17 protein-coding genes are annotated in these 16,807 nt (G+C 52.8%); 3 read left to right on the plus strand and 14 right to left on the minus strand.

Annotation, left to right across the window (positions count from 1 at the left end; all coding sequences use genetic code 11):
- Nucleotides 1-35: 35 nt before the first annotated feature.
- Genes DVH26_RS00980 through DVH26_RS00990 form a run of 3 tightly spaced genes read left to right on the plus strand, consistent with a single transcriptional unit; the run spans nucleotide 36 to nucleotide 2,547 of the window.
- Nucleotides 36-1,139, plus strand: a complete 1,104-nt coding sequence (locus DVH26_RS00980; RefSeq protein ID WP_239630744.1) for a GerAB/ArcD/ProY family transporter — start codon at nucleotides 36-38, stop codon at nucleotides 1,137-1,139.
- Complete coding sequence (locus DVH26_RS00985) at nucleotides 1,136-2,329, plus strand: Ger(x)C family spore germination protein (protein WP_239630745.1); 1,194 nt, start codon at nucleotides 1,136-1,138, stop codon at nucleotides 2,327-2,329. The genes DVH26_RS00980 and DVH26_RS00985 overlap by 4 nt, the downstream gene beginning before the upstream one ends.
- The gene (locus tag DVH26_RS00990; protein ID WP_239630746.1) at nucleotides 2,326-2,547 is read left to right on the plus strand and encodes a hypothetical protein; all 222 of its coding nucleotides are present in this window, start codon (nucleotides 2,326-2,328) and stop codon (nucleotides 2,545-2,547) included. Before DVH26_RS00985 ends, DVH26_RS00990 begins: the two co-directional genes overlap by 4 nt.
- Before the next feature lie 61 nt (nucleotides 2,548-2,608).
- Here DVH26_RS00990 and DVH26_RS00995 read toward each other — a convergent pair whose 3' ends face one another.
- The 14 genes from DVH26_RS00995 to DVH26_RS01060 form a co-directional block, all read right to left on the minus strand.
- The gene (locus DVH26_RS00995) at nucleotides 2,609-3,997 is read right to left on the minus strand and encodes a HAMP domain-containing sensor histidine kinase (RefSeq protein WP_239630747.1); all 1,389 of its coding nucleotides are present in this window, start codon (nucleotides 3,995-3,997) and stop codon (nucleotides 2,609-2,611) included.
- Nucleotides 3,994-4,668, minus strand: a complete 675-nt coding sequence (locus DVH26_RS01000) for a response regulator transcription factor (protein ID WP_239630748.1) — start codon at nucleotides 4,666-4,668, stop codon at nucleotides 3,994-3,996. Before DVH26_RS01000 ends, DVH26_RS00995 begins: the two co-directional genes overlap by 4 nt.
- A gap of 91 nt (nucleotides 4,669-4,759) precedes the next feature.
- Entirely contained in the window at nucleotides 4,760-6,367 is a 1,608-nt protein-coding gene (locus DVH26_RS01005; protein ID WP_239630749.1) for an MDR family MFS transporter, read from the minus strand.
- A gap of 223 nt (nucleotides 6,368-6,590) precedes the next feature.
- The gene (locus DVH26_RS01010; protein ID WP_379459280.1) at nucleotides 6,591-7,133 is read right to left on the minus strand and encodes a DoxX family protein; all 543 of its coding nucleotides are present in this window, start codon (nucleotides 7,131-7,133) and stop codon (nucleotides 6,591-6,593) included.
- Nucleotides 7,134-7,447: 314 nt separating this feature from the next.
- Nucleotides 7,448-7,687, minus strand: coding sequence for a hypothetical protein (locus DVH26_RS01015; protein ID WP_239630750.1), 240 nt, complete (start codon nucleotides 7,685-7,687; stop codon nucleotides 7,448-7,450).
- Nucleotides 7,688-7,877: 190 nt separating this feature from the next.
- Nucleotides 7,878-8,054: a hypothetical protein gene (locus tag DVH26_RS01020; protein ID WP_239630751.1), complete on the minus strand. Its 177-nt coding sequence runs from the start codon at nucleotides 8,052-8,054 to the stop codon at nucleotides 7,878-7,880.
- Between the two features lie 218 nt (nucleotides 8,055-8,272).
- Nucleotides 8,273-9,049: a DODA-type extradiol aromatic ring-opening family dioxygenase gene (locus DVH26_RS01025; RefSeq protein ID WP_239630752.1), complete on the minus strand. Its 777-nt coding sequence runs from the start codon at nucleotides 9,047-9,049 to the stop codon at nucleotides 8,273-8,275.
- Between the two features lie 26 nt (nucleotides 9,050-9,075).
- Nucleotides 9,076-9,483 (minus strand): DoxX family protein, encoded by a 408-nt coding sequence (locus DVH26_RS01030; RefSeq protein WP_239630753.1) that lies wholly within the window; start codon nucleotides 9,481-9,483, stop codon nucleotides 9,076-9,078.
- A 750-nt stretch (nucleotides 9,484-10,233) separates the two neighbouring features.
- Nucleotides 10,234-11,571 carry an amidohydrolase family protein gene (locus tag DVH26_RS01035; protein WP_239630754.1) on the minus strand — a complete coding sequence of 446 codons (1,338 nt, stop codon included), beginning with the start codon at nucleotides 11,569-11,571 and terminating at the stop codon, nucleotides 10,234-10,236.
- 28 nt (nucleotides 11,572-11,599) lie between these two features.
- A complete protein-coding gene (locus DVH26_RS01040; RefSeq protein WP_239630755.1) occupies nucleotides 11,600-12,418 on the minus strand; it encodes a carbohydrate ABC transporter permease in 819 nt (272 codons plus the stop codon).
- 37 nt (nucleotides 12,419-12,455) lie between these two features.
- Entirely contained in the window at nucleotides 12,456-13,730 is a 1,275-nt protein-coding gene (locus DVH26_RS01045) for an ABC transporter substrate-binding protein (RefSeq protein WP_239630756.1), read from the minus strand.
- A gap of 20 nt (nucleotides 13,731-13,750) precedes the next feature.
- The gene (locus DVH26_RS01050) at nucleotides 13,751-14,677 is read right to left on the minus strand and encodes a carbohydrate ABC transporter permease (RefSeq protein ID WP_239630757.1); all 927 of its coding nucleotides are present in this window, start codon (nucleotides 14,675-14,677) and stop codon (nucleotides 13,751-13,753) included.
- 17 nt (nucleotides 14,678-14,694) lie between these two features.
- Complete coding sequence (locus tag DVH26_RS01055) at nucleotides 14,695-15,630, minus strand: nucleoside hydrolase (RefSeq protein ID WP_239630758.1); 936 nt, start codon at nucleotides 15,628-15,630, stop codon at nucleotides 14,695-14,697.
- Nucleotides 15,631-15,819: 189 nt separating this feature from the next.
- Entirely contained in the window at nucleotides 15,820-16,590 is a 771-nt protein-coding gene (locus DVH26_RS01060; RefSeq protein ID WP_239630759.1) for an IclR family transcriptional regulator, read from the minus strand.
- Between the last annotated feature and the right edge of the window lie 217 nt (nucleotides 16,591-16,807).

A 16,807-nucleotide genomic window follows, 5' to 3' on the forward strand; every position in this document is an offset into this window, starting at 1 on the left:
GGAATAAATCTTAACCTAAAGCGGGTGAACGGAACATGCTGGAGAAGGGAAAAATGTCCGCCTATCAAATGGGACTTCTTATGTACCCTCTTATTTTGGCTACAGGCTTTATAACGTTACCGGTCACTGCCGGAGAGTACGCAAAAAATGATTTATGGATGACACCCCTTGTTGCCTCCATATGCGGATTGATAAGCGTCCTTACAGCGATCCGGTTACATGAGCTGTACCCGAAGCAAACCCCAATCCAGTACAGCACTCGTATCGCAGGGAAAATACCTGGTAAAATACTCGGAATAGCATACTATCTTTTGATCACCTCTATTTCAGGAACGGTTACCCGTCAATATGCGGATTTTGTGACCGGCAACTTTTTATTCAAAACACCGATCCTGTTAGTTATTTTCTCCATCCTTCTGCTCGCGGCCTTCGCCGTACGCGGCGGAGTGGAAATGATCGCAAGGAGCGCAACGATCTTCACGCCCTTCTTTATTCTTCCGACCTTTTTTCTCCTGTTTCTGATTCCTGACTTGGATGTGCGGAATCTGTTTCCGGTCCTTCATCATGGGTGGGTACCTGTACTCAAGGGGGCAGCTATGCCGCAAGCATGGTTCAGCGAATATTTCCTGATTTCGTTTTTTCTCCCGTACCTGACCGATCCGCAAAAAGGAAGAAAGTGGGGGGTCCTTTCCTTGAGCGCCGCCATAATGAGCTTGACGTACGTCAATATCATTACTTTGTTCCTGCTTGGTGTGGACTCAAGCAATAAAATGTATCCGATTTTGGTTGCTTTCCGTTATATCAGCTTAGGCAATTTTTTCGAAAATTTGGAATCACTGCTTTTGGCCATGTGGGTGCTCGGAAACTTTGTCAAAATCGGAGGATTTTACTATACAGCGGCTCTTTCGCTCGCACAGTGCTTAAGTCTGTCCGATTACCGTCCGGTTGTCTTTCCCGTGGGACTCCTGATTATGGCTTTCAGCTTGTGGGGGCTGCCGACTTTTGCTGCGACTGCCATATATAACAGATTCATCATTCCGTTCGAATTGCCGCTCATGCTGACGGTCATTCCATTACTGCTGCTTTTGACAGCCATTTTCAAAAGAAAAGCATTGGGCAAAGGAGGGGCGGAGCAATGAAACGTATCGGGAAACCGGCCGTCGCCGTTCTGCTTCTGATCTTGCTTGGAGGCTGCTGGGACCGTACCGAGCTGAACGATTTGGCGGTGGTGACGGCTTTAGCCCTCGATATGGGAGAGAACAACCAGATCCGAACGACCATCCAAGTCATTATTCCGCAGAACCAGGGCGCAGGGGGGATGATGGGAGGGGGAGGAACCGGCGGAGGCGCGGCGCGGCGCACCACTATACGGTCAGAGCAAGGGTCCAATATTGCGGATGCATTATCCAAGCTGCAGCGGAAGATGCCGCGGAAGCTGTTTTGGGGGCAATGCAAAATATTTGTTTTCAGCGAAACGTTGGCTAAAGCAGGAATCCGGGAGCAATTCGATTTTTTGGTTCGTCATCCTCAGCCGCGCGAGAGAGCTTATATGTTTGTCAGCAAAGGGCTAGCCGCCGAAGCGCTTGAATTGTTTCCGCCTATCGAACGGTCCTCGGCGGAAGTGATGAGGAAATTATCCGATTTGCAAATCGGCATTCGTGTGACGCTGGAGCAACTGAGCCAGATGCTGAAAGGGGAAGCCCGATCGGCTATGCTCCCGCTGATCTACATTCTTCCGAAAGCGGTATCGGCCGAGCCGTATCAAACGATACCGTACATCTTCGGTACGGCCATATTCAAAAAAGACAAGATGGTTGGCGAAATATCGGAAAAAGTAACGCGCGGCGTCATGTGGATCAAAAATGAGATCAAAGAATATACCGTGACCTATAAAATCGGCAAGGAGGAAGGATTCGTATCGTTAAAACCGGTAAAAGCAAGGGTAAGGATGATTCCTGAAATGGATGGAAATCAGTGGAGGATGACCATTAAGGTGTATACGGAGGGGGATTTGGTTCAGAACGGAACCGTTCTCGATCCGATGGATCCGAACTTGTTAAAGAGCATGGAGGAGTCGTTTGCGAACGACGTGACAGAACGAATCCGCCTAGCGCTTCGCGAGGCGCAGGAACGGTTAAAAGTGGATATGTTCGGCTTCGCGACGGAATATTACCGTAAGTATCCTAAACAATGGGAGGCGGTAAAAGATCATTGGGATGACACATTTCCGGATGTGAAAGTGAAGGTTGAAGTGGAAGCACATATTCTTAGACCCGGGCTTATTAACACCCCGGGAGGAATGCCTGAGGAAGAGGTGACGAAACAATGAGATGGACCTTCTTTTACATCGTTACGGTCTCTGTGTTGGTTATTGCATGGGTTGAATGGCCGCAGCTCAAAAAAAAGCCGAAGCGGGACCGGGTAGTATTCGCTTCGCTTCTTCTCCTGGGCTGGGGCTTGTCCATGCTGGACTTGCCGAATACTCCCGGCCCTCCGATGGTCCTAGAGGCCATCTTCAAGCCGTTATGGCCATTGTTGGAGCCATGAGAAGGCTGGGAGATGCAATTCGCATGGGGGGAGGTGAAGGATACTCCCTTCACCTGGCCCATTACGATGAAATCGGCAGGGTAACGGTAAACGTCGTCCCCTCGCCGAGGCGGCTTTGCACTTGGATGCTGCCGTGGTGCATCTCGACGATTTTTTTCACGATCGACAGCCCGAGCCCGCTGCCGTTACTCGTGCCGCTGCGGTTGCGCGATTTATCCGCTTTGTAGAAGCGCTCGAAGATATGCTCCAAATCCTCCTGTGCAATGCCGATTCCGGTATCGGTAATCCGGATGACGGCCGAATCGGCCAGCCGCTGCAGGTGGATGCCTATCGTTCCTTTGTCCGGTGTGAACTTGATACAGTTGTTAATCAGGTTGACCCATACCTGACTCAACATATCTTCGTCTGCATGGACAGTTACTTCTTCGAGGTCGACGTCCATGTCAATCGCTTTGTCCAGCCATTGCGGCTCGCATGCCAGCACGATGCGGCGCAGCTGCTTATCCAGCCGATACGGCTTCGGCTCGTACGGGTGATGATTCGATTCGAGCGACGTCAGCTTGAGCAGGTTGTCGCTCAGCTTCGACAGCCGCTTGCTCTCCGTTTCAATAATGTCGAGATAGTGAAGCCGCTCCTCCGGGTTCAACTGCTCGTTGCGCAGGGCGCGGGCAAATCCGCTGATCGATGTCAGCGGAGACTGAATCTCGTGGGACACGTTGGAGATGAACTCCTGCCGCATTTGCTCCATCTGGTTCAGTTCTACCGCCATATGATTCAAGCTTTGCGACAGCTCGCCCCAAGGCCCGCGGTTATGAAGCGCCGTGAAGGTGACGTTGAAATCCCCACGTGCAATTTTGCGGATGGCGGCGACCATGTTTTTCAGAGCTTGCATTTGTTTTTTCCTTGCCGGAGTAGCGCAGAGAATGACGATGTAAAACAGGAGCAGATCCACTACGACCGTGAGAAGCTGCTTGCCGTAATCGTGAAACAGGCTTAACGCTTCCGCTTGAATGAATAGGGCATAAGGGCGCCCGCCTAGCATAAGAGTTTGGCCTGTAACGGCAAAGCCGGCCATGAACAGGTTCGGACGGTCCACGCGCTGGAGGATATCCCCCGACAGCACCTGAGCGACGTCGGCCGGATCGATGCTTTGGGCGAACGCCGAAGCGTCCGCTCCTCCCGAGTCGAGCTTGCGGCCCGTCGTGTCTATAAGCACGATGCGTTCCTTCTTGAGAAGCGCCAGCTGCTTCATCAGCATTTCCGCGTTCATCTCGCCTGAGTCGGGGCCGGACAATAAGGCGATTTTGCTGCCGCTTTCGAGCATGTCGGCCCACAGCGCCTCTCTGTCCCGCGCATCGTACATATAGGCGGTGATTAGAAACGCAATGGTCCAAAACAGGATGGTGACGACCAGAAAGCCGACTACGCTGGCAGCGAAGCGCAGCTTCATGGGAAAACCTCCAGACGGTAGCCCAAGCCCCGGATCGTGTTGATTTTAAAAGAGCACCGGTCTTCGGGAAACCGCTCGCGGAGACGGTTCACATGAACATCGACCGTTCTCTCGTTTCCTTCGAAATCGTAACCCCATATTTGCTCGATCAGCTGCTCGCGCGAAAACGTTTTGCCGGGGTAGCTCGCCAGCTTGAACAGCAGCTCGAACTCCTTTAAAGGGATGGTCATGCTTTCTCCTGCGACGGTGAGCTCATACGTTTTGCGGTTCATGGCCAGCTCACCGACTTGAACCGTCTGGGAGGCGGCGATCCGGTACCGCTTCAGGAGCGCCTTCACCCGGGCGACCAGCTCGGGCGGATCGAACGGCTTGACGAGGTAATCGTCCGTACCGAGCTCGAAGCCTTTTACCTTCTGGGCCGTTTCACCCTTGGCCGTGAGCATGAGCAGGGGGAGCTCATAATGCTCCCTCAGCTCCTTGCACAGCTCCCAGCCGTCCATGTTCGGCATCATAATATCGAGAATGACCATATCGACAGTTAGCGACGCCAGCTTATTCAGTGCATCCTCGCCATCCACGGCCTCGTACACTTCAAAGCCCTCATTGTTTAGGAACACCCGAACCAGCTCGCGAATATGGGGATCGTCGTCCACGATCATCAGTTTTGTCATGGTTGTACCCGGCCTCCTTGCTGCAATATCCTCCAACGGATGGAACGGAATCATCATCGGTAATAGAAATAGCATACACCAGTTACTTCCTTTATACGAGTTCCGGCTTGGCTGCCGTTTCCGGGGCGCCAGCCGTCGCCGGCGCGGGTGCCTTGCGGGCTCCTCCGCCTTCGCCGTCCTGATTGGTCAAGCGGGCGTTGCCCATGAAGAAGCCGGCGATAAAGCCCAGGACGATAATAATAAAACCGGCGATAAACACTTGGTCGACTGCGGAGGTGAACACCTGCTGCAGCTCGAGCAGCACGTCTCGCGGGATGGCTGCCAGCGCTGCAGGATCGAGCAGGACGCGCGGATTGGCGAGCTGTTGCAGCTGCTCTGCCGGCAGCTGAGGGAGCTTGGCGCCGATGCCGCTCAGGCCCTCGGTCATCCGGCCCGCCATGAGCGCTCCCATAACGCTGACGCCGATCGTCCCGCCGATGGAGCGGAAAAATTGGACGGAGGACGTAGCGACTCCGCGCAGCTGACGGCCGACTTCGCTTTGCACGGCCGTATTGATGGTCGGCATAAGCGGGCCCATGCCCAGTCCGGCAATGATCATATACAGAATGATGGTCCCGCTCGTAGTATAAACGTCCATTTGCGCGAGCAGTGCGAATCCGATGCCGATAATCGTCATGCTGGCAACAATGATCGCTCTGTAAGGCACCTTGTTAAGGAGGCGTCCGCCGATCATAGCCGCAGCGAAGACGGACAGCATGAGCGGTGTCAAAATGTAACCCGCCATCGAAGGCTTGACGCCGATAACGCCCTGTACGAACAGCGGAATGTAGGTGATCGCACCAAACATGGCCGCGCTCATTAGAAAACCGGTCAAATACGATACGGCGATGACGCGGTTTTTGAACAGCTTCAAGGGCAGGATAGGCTCCTTCACTTTGGACTCGATCCATAGGAATACAGCCAGCAAGGCGGCGCTAACGGCTAGAAGGCCGATGATTTGCGGCGAGCTCCAAGCATAATGGACGGTACCGCCGCCTTCTCCGCTGCCTCCGAGCACAAGGGCAAGCAGCAGCGAAATAATCGATCCGCTCAAAGTAACCGCACCGAGCCAGTCGATCGTCCGCTTCTCGCTGCTTTTACTCTCTTTCAGCGCGGCAGCCATAATCAGCATGGCGGCAATGCCGAAGGGCAGATTGATGTAAAAGATCCAGTTCCAGCTGGCATGCTCAACGATAAAACCGCCGATTGCCGGGCCGATAATGCTCGAGAGGGCGAATACGCCGCCGAACAGGCCCTGCATTTTGCCCCGCTGCTCCAGCGTTACGACATCTCCAATGATGGTCATTGCAATCGGCATCAGAGCACCGCCGCCGATGCCTTGAATGCCGCGGAAGACGATGAGCTCCGTCATATTGCCGGCCAAGCCGCACAATGCCGAGCCTATCATGAATAGCGACATTCCGATTAAATAAATGCGCTTGCGCCCGTACAGGTCGGCGAGCTTGCCGAAGATGGGCATGCTGGTCGTCGAGGTGAGCATATAGACGGAGAACACCCAGCTGTACAGCGACAGACCTCCCAGATCTTTGATGATGGTCGGCATGGCCGTCGACATAATCGTCTGATCCAGCGACGCCAGGAGCAGTCCCAGCAGAAGGCCGGTTAGAATAAGCTTCAGATTCGGTTTGTCGGAAGACATGGTTTCGATCTCTCCTTTATTTTTTTCTTGTGAGAGCAGAATACGATACTTTTTTAAACTGAATGTAAACGGAAGTTTATGGAAGAGGAAGCGGAAGACCTTGCGAGAAATTGAGGCTAGGAACGCGTAGGGAATCTTACAGAAATAAAAAAAACCGCACCGGGAAGGTGCGGGGGAAGGAACTATTTTGGCTTTAGTTATCGCTTTTCGTTATCTTGATGCTTTAAGCGTGAGCTGCGGTAGGCTTCGTGCCTTTGCCTGCTGTGTGGTTGGCGCCGTCTTTTTTATGAGCGAACCATTTGCGGAGCATTGGCATCAGGTAGTAGTCCAAACCGTATTTACCTGCGTTAGTACCTGCGATGAATACGATACCGCCTACCAGGACTAGCCATGGGTTAGTGCTTACCGTACCGGCGAACATGAACATGAAGTTCATCATGAGTCCGAAGAACGCTGCCGCGGCAGTCAAGCAGCCGAGGATCAAGCCAAGGCCTACCAGGAATTCGCCGATCGGGATAAGGATGTTAATAAGCTTTACGTTCGGCAGTGCGAAGTTGTTCACGAAAGCGGTGAAGGTAGGGTAGACCAGCTCGCCGGTCGCTTTGTCAGCGATAGGCTTGGTGACCGCATTTTTCAGGAATCCTCCAGCGTCGAAGCCTCCTGTCAGCTTATGCCATCCTGCTGTTAACCACTCATAACCGACATACAATCTTACGAAAAGAAGAAGCATCGCCGCATATCTGTTTTCTCTAAGCCATTGTACCATGATCAGTCACTCCTCAAGTTTATTGGTGAAATATTTCACAATCCAGGGTAAAAAACAAAGTTCGTTGGTTTATTTTGTGCCGGATCGTCGGGATCGTTTAGTTTGTAGTTTTGGTTTCATGACTCATGTTCCTTTCTTTTTTGTTTGCTTCCTTTCTACACTTTTAGTGTACTCGATTTGGATAACATTGTATGTGATTAAAATCACATACTAAAAAAAGTTTGTTCCCTTATCGAAAGAAATGAAAAGACCGCCTCCCGCGGATGACGATCCTTACGGTAGACGGCCTTCTTAAGTCCATGCATCAGGATGCTTTAGTAGAAAGGTGCCGGCTGATATGCTTGCGGCCTAGAACAGCCCGGGAATGGAAGAATGCTTTGAATTTGGCTCAGCGGGTAGTGCTTGGTTGCGAACTGCGTGTGGTACAAATATTCGAGCAAATAGATTTCTCCGCCCTGTACGCTGCACAAAACGCCGGATACTCCTTGCCCGTTCGTCAAAGAGACGCCTACCGGCTTGCCGATTAAATACGGGATGCTTTGATTCCATGACATGTGCGGATACCCCCTCATGCACTACTGTATGTAGAGGGAAGGAGGGGAGGTTACCGGCCCAAGACTTCCGTCGGGCGAGCAAGACTGATTGTTAAGCCAGTCAGGAAAGCAGATTGCATAGAAGCTCGAGATTACACGACACAGCCTGCTTCGAGCCATTGGTATAAAGGTGACAAAAATGATAGCGTTATTAATCTCCTGTAGCGGGTGGAGCATGCCTTACTTCTATGAGTATCGTGTCGCGGCCGTTTCTCTCCATATCCAGAACGGTTTGAATCAGCTTGATCGCTGCGTTCCATTTTTCCTGTTCGATAGCAGACTGGATAATTTCCTTCAGATCGTTTTTGGTTGTGAGATTATACTGCATTCGCATAGCCCCTTTACACAATATTCACATTTACATTGTATTGTTGCCATGAAATGTCAGTTTCAATCCTTTGCATGAGAAAACCTCTATCGAGGCCTCTCCTTTATCGCCAAAACACAATTTTTCATCCGATGACCTCGGAATCTTATGTACTTTATTGTGGTAAAAAAGACGGCTCCCCTAAGTAGGAGCCGCCGTCTGTCAAATAGTTAAGCAGTTTAAAATTTCACGATCAAATGGCTTAGCGACGCATATTGGTAGCTTTGGTGGAGGAGCTCCGCTTTTTTGCGGCTGTCTCCGGCGCCCATCGCAAGAAAGAGCGGCAAGAAATGCTCGTAATCCGGCGTAGCTTGTTTGGCATGAGGTGCGAGCTGCAAATAATTGAACAGCTCTGCCGTATCCCATTTTTCCATATGCTCGATCAGCCAATCATCGAACTCCTTCGCCCAGGAATCGGCTTGCTCCGGTGCGGCGAAATTCATGGCGCGGAAGTTATGAACCGTCGCGCCGCTGCCGATGATCACGACGTTTCTTCGTTCGCTTAGCTCGGCAAGCGCTTGCCCGATACGGTATTGCTGCTCAGGCGGCAGAGTAGGGTTGACGGAAAGAGCGATAACCGGGACATCGGCATCAGGGTACATATGACGCAGCAGCACCCATACGCCGTGGTCGAGCCCGCGAACCGTATTGCTTTGAGCCGGAATGCCTGCTGCTTCGAACAGAGCATTGATTTCGTCAGCGATGCTAACCGAACCGCGTGCTGGATACACAACCTGGAACAGCTCGTCGGGGAAGCCGCCGAAATCATAAATTGTTTCGTACACGCCGTCTGTTGACGTTACGGCTTGACCGCGGCTCACCCAGTGAGCCGAGAACACGATAACCGCTTCAGGCTTGCCCAGTTGATCGCCCAGCTGACGCAGCTCTCTGGTGTAAGGGAGATCCTGAATCGCCAGCATAGGGGAGCCATGACCGATAAACAACGAAGTTCCCATAATACTACCTCCTTATGAATGCAAGATTAGGATGCGTTAGGCGAAGCTCCGAACAACCGGTCGATGCCCCAGCCTTTTTTCGGTTCTACAGTGAGGAACAAAGCAATGAGCAAATAGGCGATCTCAAGCTCGAAGCCTGCGGCTTTGCCATCTCCGAGTAAGCCCAATGGCAGTTTGACGCTGATAATGGCGCCTGCCATCAGGACAATGTAGACAATCGAGATATAACGAGTGGCGAATCCGACGATGAGCAGCACCCCTCCGATTAGCTCGAGCCATGCGACTACGTAACCGAGCCCTCCCGGCAAACCGATGCTGTTGAACCAGCTCGCCACATTGCCAAGACCCATCTGCAGCTTGGCGATCCCATGAATTAAAAATAACACTCCGAATAGGATGCGTACTACCGTGTAAATAATACTTGCTTTAGGCACTGTACCGACTTCCTTTCATTAACTATAATTAAGTAAGTAACTTATACATCAAAGTTAACACGTTTCAGTTAAGGCGTCAATAGAAATATTTATCATATAAATATAAAGTATGTATAATTAAACTTTTGAGGTGTTGAAGGTCGGTCGATCCGAGCGTGAGTTGGCGTTGAGCGTCTGTAAAGCGGAAAAACCGCGTTATAGCGAGGTGTAGCAGGTAGGAGAGAAGCAGTAAGAAGGAAATTCCGCGTTACAGAACGGGAGGAGCTGGTGGAGAGAGTGTGTGAGCGTCTGTAAAGCGGAAAAACCGCGTTACAGGGAGGTGAAGTGGGAAGGAAGGCGGCTGTAAGAAGGAAATCCCGCGTTACAGAGCGGGAGAGTGGTCATGAGAGGTGACGGAGCGTCTGTAAAGCGGAAAAACCGCGTTACAGGGAGGTGTAGGGGGAAGGAGGGCGGCTGTAAGAAGGAAATTCCGCTTTACAGAGCGGGAGGAGCTGGTGGAGAGAGAGTGTGAGCGTCTGTAAAGCGGAAAAACCGCGTTACGGGGAGGTGAAGTAGGAAGGAAGGTGGTTGTAAGAAGGAATTTCCGCGTTAGAGATCGGGGGAGGCCCGATCACGAGGTGGCATTATCCGCCTCATCGGCAGGGCTGCCGGCGATTCCGCCAAGCTCAACGGACCCAACTAGGCATCCGTTGGCGGCCGTACCAACAACAAAAAGCCGCGAATCCACACAACCGGATTCACGGCTTTGTATCATATACCTGCTCTGCGAGCGATCTCATCCATTCGCGTCTTGCTCTCATGCATGATGCGCTCTTGGTCGAGCGTCAACACCTCGCGGTTCTTCATCACGAGCTTGCCGTCGATGATGACATCCTCGACATCCCGCGGCGTGACCGATTCCACGATCGTGTTGATCAGTATGCGCGACGGGGTAATGTGCGGCTGATCGATATCGATCAGGATCAGGTCGGCTTTCTTGCCGGCCTCGACGGTCCCGATCTCATTCGCAAGCTGAAGCGCGCTAGCCCCGCCCGTCGTGATCATCTTAAGCAGCTCCTGCACGGGAACGACGAGCGGATCGAACACGGGGAGACCCCAGTAAGCGTGCAAACCGGAGCGGAAGATGCGCATTTCGTCGAACAAGCTCAGGTTCGACCCGGATGCGCCGTCGCTGCCCATGCCGATCGGCATGCCCATTTCGATCATGCGCGGCGTTTTCGGGAAGCCGTGCGAGTTGAAGTTGGCGCGCGGGCAGTGGACGATTTTCACGCCGTACTGCCTCAGCATCTCCAGCTCCCGTTCGGAGTAGACGACGTTGTGCGCGGTCAGCAGATTCGGCCCGAGCGCGCCGAGCGACTCCAGGTATTCGACCGGCCGCTTCTTGTACCGCTCCAGGCAGTACCGCACCTCGTCGCGGTGCTCCGCCAAATGCATGTGCAGCCCCGTGCCGTATTCACGGGCTTTCTCCGCCGCCGCTTGAATCAGCTCGGGCGAGCACGACATGACCTGACGGATGCCGAACCAGATCTGGATTCGGCCATCTCCTGCACCATTGTATTCACGGTGCAGCCACTCATTGTTATCGAGGATCGTCTCCAGCGGCTGCTTCATCGCATCCGGCAAAAAATCGCCGATATCGATACAAGACCGCGTAATCGCCGCCCTCATTCCGGACTGCACCGCCGCTTCGGCGACCTGGTGCATATGCACGCCGCCGGCGTCGGCAAAAGAAGTCGTCCCCGATTTGATCATCTCGAGACAGCTCATTTCCGCACTGACGCGGACGTCGTCTTCGTTCAGGTTGCTTTCGAACGGGACGAGGATACGCGACCAGATCATCGGGAGCTCGTCCATCGTGCGGCCTTTTAGCAGCTGCTGGCACGTATGCGTATGCGCGTCCACGAGCCCGGGCATACACAGCTTTCCTTTGCCGGACAGCGTTTCGGCAGGTTCATATTTGGCTGTCAGCTCATCATTCGGCCCGATTTCGATAATGCGCGTCCCGTCGACCGCTATGGCGCGGTGGTCAACGATTTCGAAGTCGGGGGTCATGACGCTGCAGTTTTTAATCAGCAAATCGCATTTCATGTTATCACCTTTTTTCTCTCTGGTTGCATCATTTTACGCCGCCTTCGGTCAAGCCCCTGACGATAAACTTCTGAAAGAACAAAACCAGAAGCAGCACCGGCAAGCTGCCGACAATTCCGGCCGGGAACATGATCTCGTAGGCGACCCGGTCTTCTCCTATAAACTCGGCCATCCGGACGGACAACGTCTTCACATTCATATTCGTCATGGCGCTGGCAAACAAAAATTCGTTCCATGCTCCCATGAACACGAAAATGCCTGTCGTAACCAGGCCGCCCATCGAGAGCGGCAGTACGATTTTCCGGATGACCTGCATGCGGGAGCAGCCGTCCAGCTTGGCGGCTTCTTCGATCTCGTAAGGAATCGAGATGATAAAGGCGCGGAACATCCACACGACGTAAGGAAGCGAAAAACTGATATAAGTCAAAATTAAGCCCTGATGCGTATACAGCAAGCCTGTCAGCCGCATAATCATAAACAGCGGAATAAGCAGAGCCATATGCGGAAGCATTTGCGATGCGAGCACGGTCAAAAAGAATGCGTTTTTGCGCGGAAACTGAAACCGGGCGAACGCATAAGCGCCAAGCGATCCTATCGACAAGGAGATGGCGGTAGTAAAGCCCGAGACGATCAAGCTGTTCAGCATAGCGGAAGTGAACGATTTTTCCTGCAGCAGCTGAAGGTAATACTTGAACGTCCATTCGCTGGGCCAAAGCTTCGGAGGGTTGCTGAACAAATCAAGCGGCAGCTTGAAGCTCGATAGCAGCAGCCATAGTATGGGAAACAGGATAAAGATCATCAGAGCAATCGAGATCAGGACCTGAACCGCTTTTTTTGCGTACTTCACGCTCAAAAACATCCCCTCGTGTAAGAATTGGGCAAAATTACTTTTTGCCGATCATGGCCAATATTTTTTGCTCGGCATCTTTCAGCGCCTGCTCCGGCGTCACTTTGCCGAGGACGGCGGCCAAGACATTGCGGGACAGCTCGTCCGTAATTTTCGTCGCCTGCTCATGACGGAACAAGCCGAACGGATATTGCATTTGCTCCGGAAGCAGTTTGTAGTGCGGGTATTTGGCCTGCAAGTCGGCATCCTTCACGACTTCGGCGTCGCTTGGAATTTTGCCGTTAGCGAGAGACATTTTCTTCTGCTGCTCGGCATTGGTTACGAATTTGATGTATTCCATGGCCCACTCTTTTTTCTTCGAGGAAGACGGAATCGCGAGACCGCCGGTTTCGCCGTAGGAGGCGGTTTTCAGCTTCGCGCCCGGAATAAGGGCTACACCCATTTGGTCAACGACCTTTGATTTCTCCTTGTCGTTAGCCATCGGCAGCGTCTGAGGAGTGTTCATGTTCATGGCGATGGTACCTTGGGTCAATACTTCCGCCATGGCGCCGGAGCTCGTAAATTCCTTCGATTGCGGGCTCATAATGTTGTGCTTTAAGTTCATATCGGCCATCAGCTGCAGAGCGGCTACGCCTTCCGGACTGTTGAAGGTCGGACGGTCGTTCTGGTAATCCCAGAATTCGCCGCCGTTGGAGCGCAAATGCACGATGAAGCTGGAGTAGGACAAGATCCCGCCCAAAGATTCCGCATAAGGGGACACTTTATCGGCATTGATTTTTTTGGCTGCCGTGATCAGCTCATCCCACGTTTTCGGCGGATCTTGGATCAGCGTCTTGTTATAGTAGAACTGCCACAGCCACACGTAGCGGGGAATCGCATACTGCTTCCCTTTGTAAGACATCGCTTCCATCGTTTGCGGATTCAGCCGTTTTTTCATATCGTCGGTGACGTAGGAGTCCAATGGCTCCAGGAAGCCCTTGGAGGCAAATTCGGTCGCCCAGTCGTCGCGTACGTGCACGACATCGTACTCGCTGCTGCCGGCCGTGAACGACACGAACACCTTATCGTGCAGCTGCATGAAAGGCACAGTTTCGTACTTGACCTTGATGCCCGTAGCTTTCGTAAACTCTTCGTTTTGCTGCTTCCAGAACGGCTCGTCCAAGTACAGGACGGTGATTTCCTTGTTCTCCTTATCGGCTCCTCCAGCCGCTTGGCCGCCTTGATCGGCAGGTGCGCCGCAAGCCGCCAGCATCGAAGCGGACAGTGCGCCGACAACCCCCATTTTCATCCATCTCACATGTTTTTTTTCCATGAATCTTTCCCCCTGTTGGATTAATCGTTTTTGCCTATGGTTTTTAAGTAAACTGCCGTAAAAAGCAGCGTACAAAGCGTTATGAAAAACGCCAGCGCCGAGCCGTAGCCCATGTCGAAATTGCGGAAGGCCTGCTCGTATGCATACACGTTGATCACCATCGTCTTATCCAGCGGACCGCCTTGCGTCAGCACCCAAATGATGTCGAAGGCGCGCAAAGCCCACATCGTCTCCATGACGAACAGCACCATCAGGACCGGCCGAAGAGAAGGGAGGGTAATATGGAAAAAACGCTGGATCGTTCCTGCGCCGTCGACTTGGCCCGCGTCATACAGCTCCTTCGAGATCGTCTGCAGACCGGCCAGCAGGATGAGCGCCGCGAAAGGAACGCTTTTCCAAATGTCCGCGACAATGACCGCACCGAGCGCCGTCGAGCCTTCGGCCAGCCACGATTTATACTCGTCGATCAGACCCAGCTTCAGCATCAGCTCGTTAATGATCCCGTTGTTGCCGTTGTACATCCATTTCCACATGAGGCCGTTGACGACATTCGACAATGCCCACGGGATGAGAAATATTTTTTTGAAAAATTCGCCGCCCCATATGCCGTGAAAAATAGTGAGAGCGATGCCAAAGGCGATAAGCAGCGTTCCAACGACTTTAGCCGCCGTAAAAAGAAACGTTTGCAGCAGCACGTTCGGAATGCGCAAATCCTGCAGCAGCAGCGCATAATTATCGAGGCCGACGAAGGTGAAATGGGCGCGGCCTGCGGCGAAATCCATTTTCGTAAATGAAAGAAACAAGGCATACGCCATTGGAAACAAGATGGTCATGGCCAGCAAAATATACGTCGGCGTTAAATAAATGCCGGCCGCAGCCGAATCCGACAGCCGGTCAAAGCGATTCACCCAGCCCGTATGCCCGGGGGTCTTGCCATGCTTGCTCATGCGGGGTTGTCCTCCTTTTATCTGCTGAATGCTTGGTCGACCCGATCGAGAAATTCGGAGACAAACCGGTCTGCATCCACTTCCATGCACACCTGCGTGTTCGGACCGCCGGGAGATACCCGGCGAATATCCTCGACCGTGCGGCCTAACGCATCGTCGTCCAGATCGACGGTAATATGCATCGGCACGGTCGCCACCAGATCCGGATGAGCGGCTACGCCGACGGCCAGAGGATCGTGCAGCGCACAGCCTTGCAAATACGGATGGTATTGCTTGTAAGCCTGCATGTAGTACTCCGTAAAGCTTGCGAAGAAGACGCTGCTCTCCGTATTCTTCTCCCGCCACATCGCTACGGCCTCTTGCCGCAGCACGGTCTTTCTCGTCACATCGAGCCCGACCAGTGTGATCGGCAGCTCGGAGGAGAAGACGATGTGGGCCGCATGAGGATCGATGATGATGTTCGCCTCTGCGAACTTCGTGACGTTGCCGGGCGTGGCGACCGCGCCGCCCATCGTTACGACGCGCCCGAGCTTGCAGACAATGTCGGGCGCCTTCCGGATTGCCAGCGCCAGGTTCGTGAGCGGCGCTGTGGTCACGAGCGTCAAATCGCGGCCGAACTCGCGCGATTGCTCAATAATGAAGTCGACGGCGTGCATGCCGTCGGCGGTCCGCTTCGACTCGCGGCGGGGGACGTCGCCGAGCCCGTCGTTGCCGTGGAACGTGCCGCTGTAGGCGCGGCTTCGCACGAGCGGCTGTTCCGCACCGCGGAATACCGGCGCGTCGCACTTCAGCTGCTCCAGTACGAGCAGCGTGTTACGTACGGAGTCATCGACTGGAGCCATGCCGTATGTCGTCGTGACGCCAAGCAGCTCGAGCTCAGGCGATGCCGCAGCATAGGCGATTGCCAAGGCATCGTCGATGCCCGTATCCATATCCAAAATCACTTTGCCCACCAAGATGTCCTCCTTCGCTGCCGTCTTATAGTTGTAGAGTAGGTACCGGCATCCTTTTTGTACGGTATGAATAGTGTTCCATCCGAATCCGAATGCAAATGCAAATGCATAGAGATGTTCCTTTTGCATTACATGACGAGAGTTATGTTCTTATATGCGGGACATCGTTCTCTTAGATGATTAAAAAAATTAGACTCCACCGAGTCTATTGGATATAAGCTCCGCCGCGTTCTGGCATTGCTGCAGCAGCTGATCCGTAATTTTGCTCATCCGGAATTCGAGTCCCGATATCGACAAGCCGGCTATCACTTCGCCTGTATGGTCTCTAATAGGAACGGCGATCCCCATGCCACCGAGCGAGAAGTCGTTCGAGGAGATACAGTACCCCTGCTCTCTAATCGTCTGCAGATGATCGAGCAGCTCCGACGGGTCTACGATGGTATATTCCGTATACTTTTGCAAACCACTGGATATAATTTTGTTAATCTTGTCGGGCGAAAGGTTAGCGAGTAATATCTTGGTAGTGGCCCCTGCATGCAAGGACACTCTTTTGCCGAGAGGCGACGTGTATCGCACACTCTGCGGACTTTCGACCTTTTCAATACATATGCCCTCGAGTCCGTCGGCGATCATGAGCATGACGGTTTCGCCGGTGCTTGCGCACAAATCCTCCATGATCGGCTTGGCGACCGTTCGCAGACTCATCCGGTTGGCGACGATCGTTCCCAGCTCGAACAGCTTGATGCCGAGCGAGTATTTTTGCGTGACCGGACTCTTGCTGACAAAGCCGCGATGCTCTAAGGTGACCAGAATCCGGTGAACGACGCTTTTGTACAAGCCCAATTGCTCGCTAAGCTCGGTAACTCCCCATTCGGGCTTGTCTGCGGTGAAGCATTCAAGCAATCGTAAAATGCGGTCCCCGGTTTCTAATACAGCGGTTTTCTTCACGTTATTTTCCATCGCAACGTTACCTTTCGTTCCGCAAATAAGAACGGTGTTCTTTTATCGTAAAAACTCAATTTCATTATATCTCATTTTATGTCGAACGCAATCACTTTCATGGAAATTTTCATCAAGAAAAAAACTACGGCGCTCCTTCTAAAGGAGACCGTAGTCGGATGGTAAGCCAAGCACGTTTCTTTTAGGGCTGTTACCTCGCATAGGGAGGCTGTAGCTT

This window comes from Paenibacillus sp. H1-7 (assembly GCF_022354825.1).
GTDB lineage: Bacteria > Bacillota > Bacilli > Paenibacillales > NBRC-103111 > Paenibacillus_S.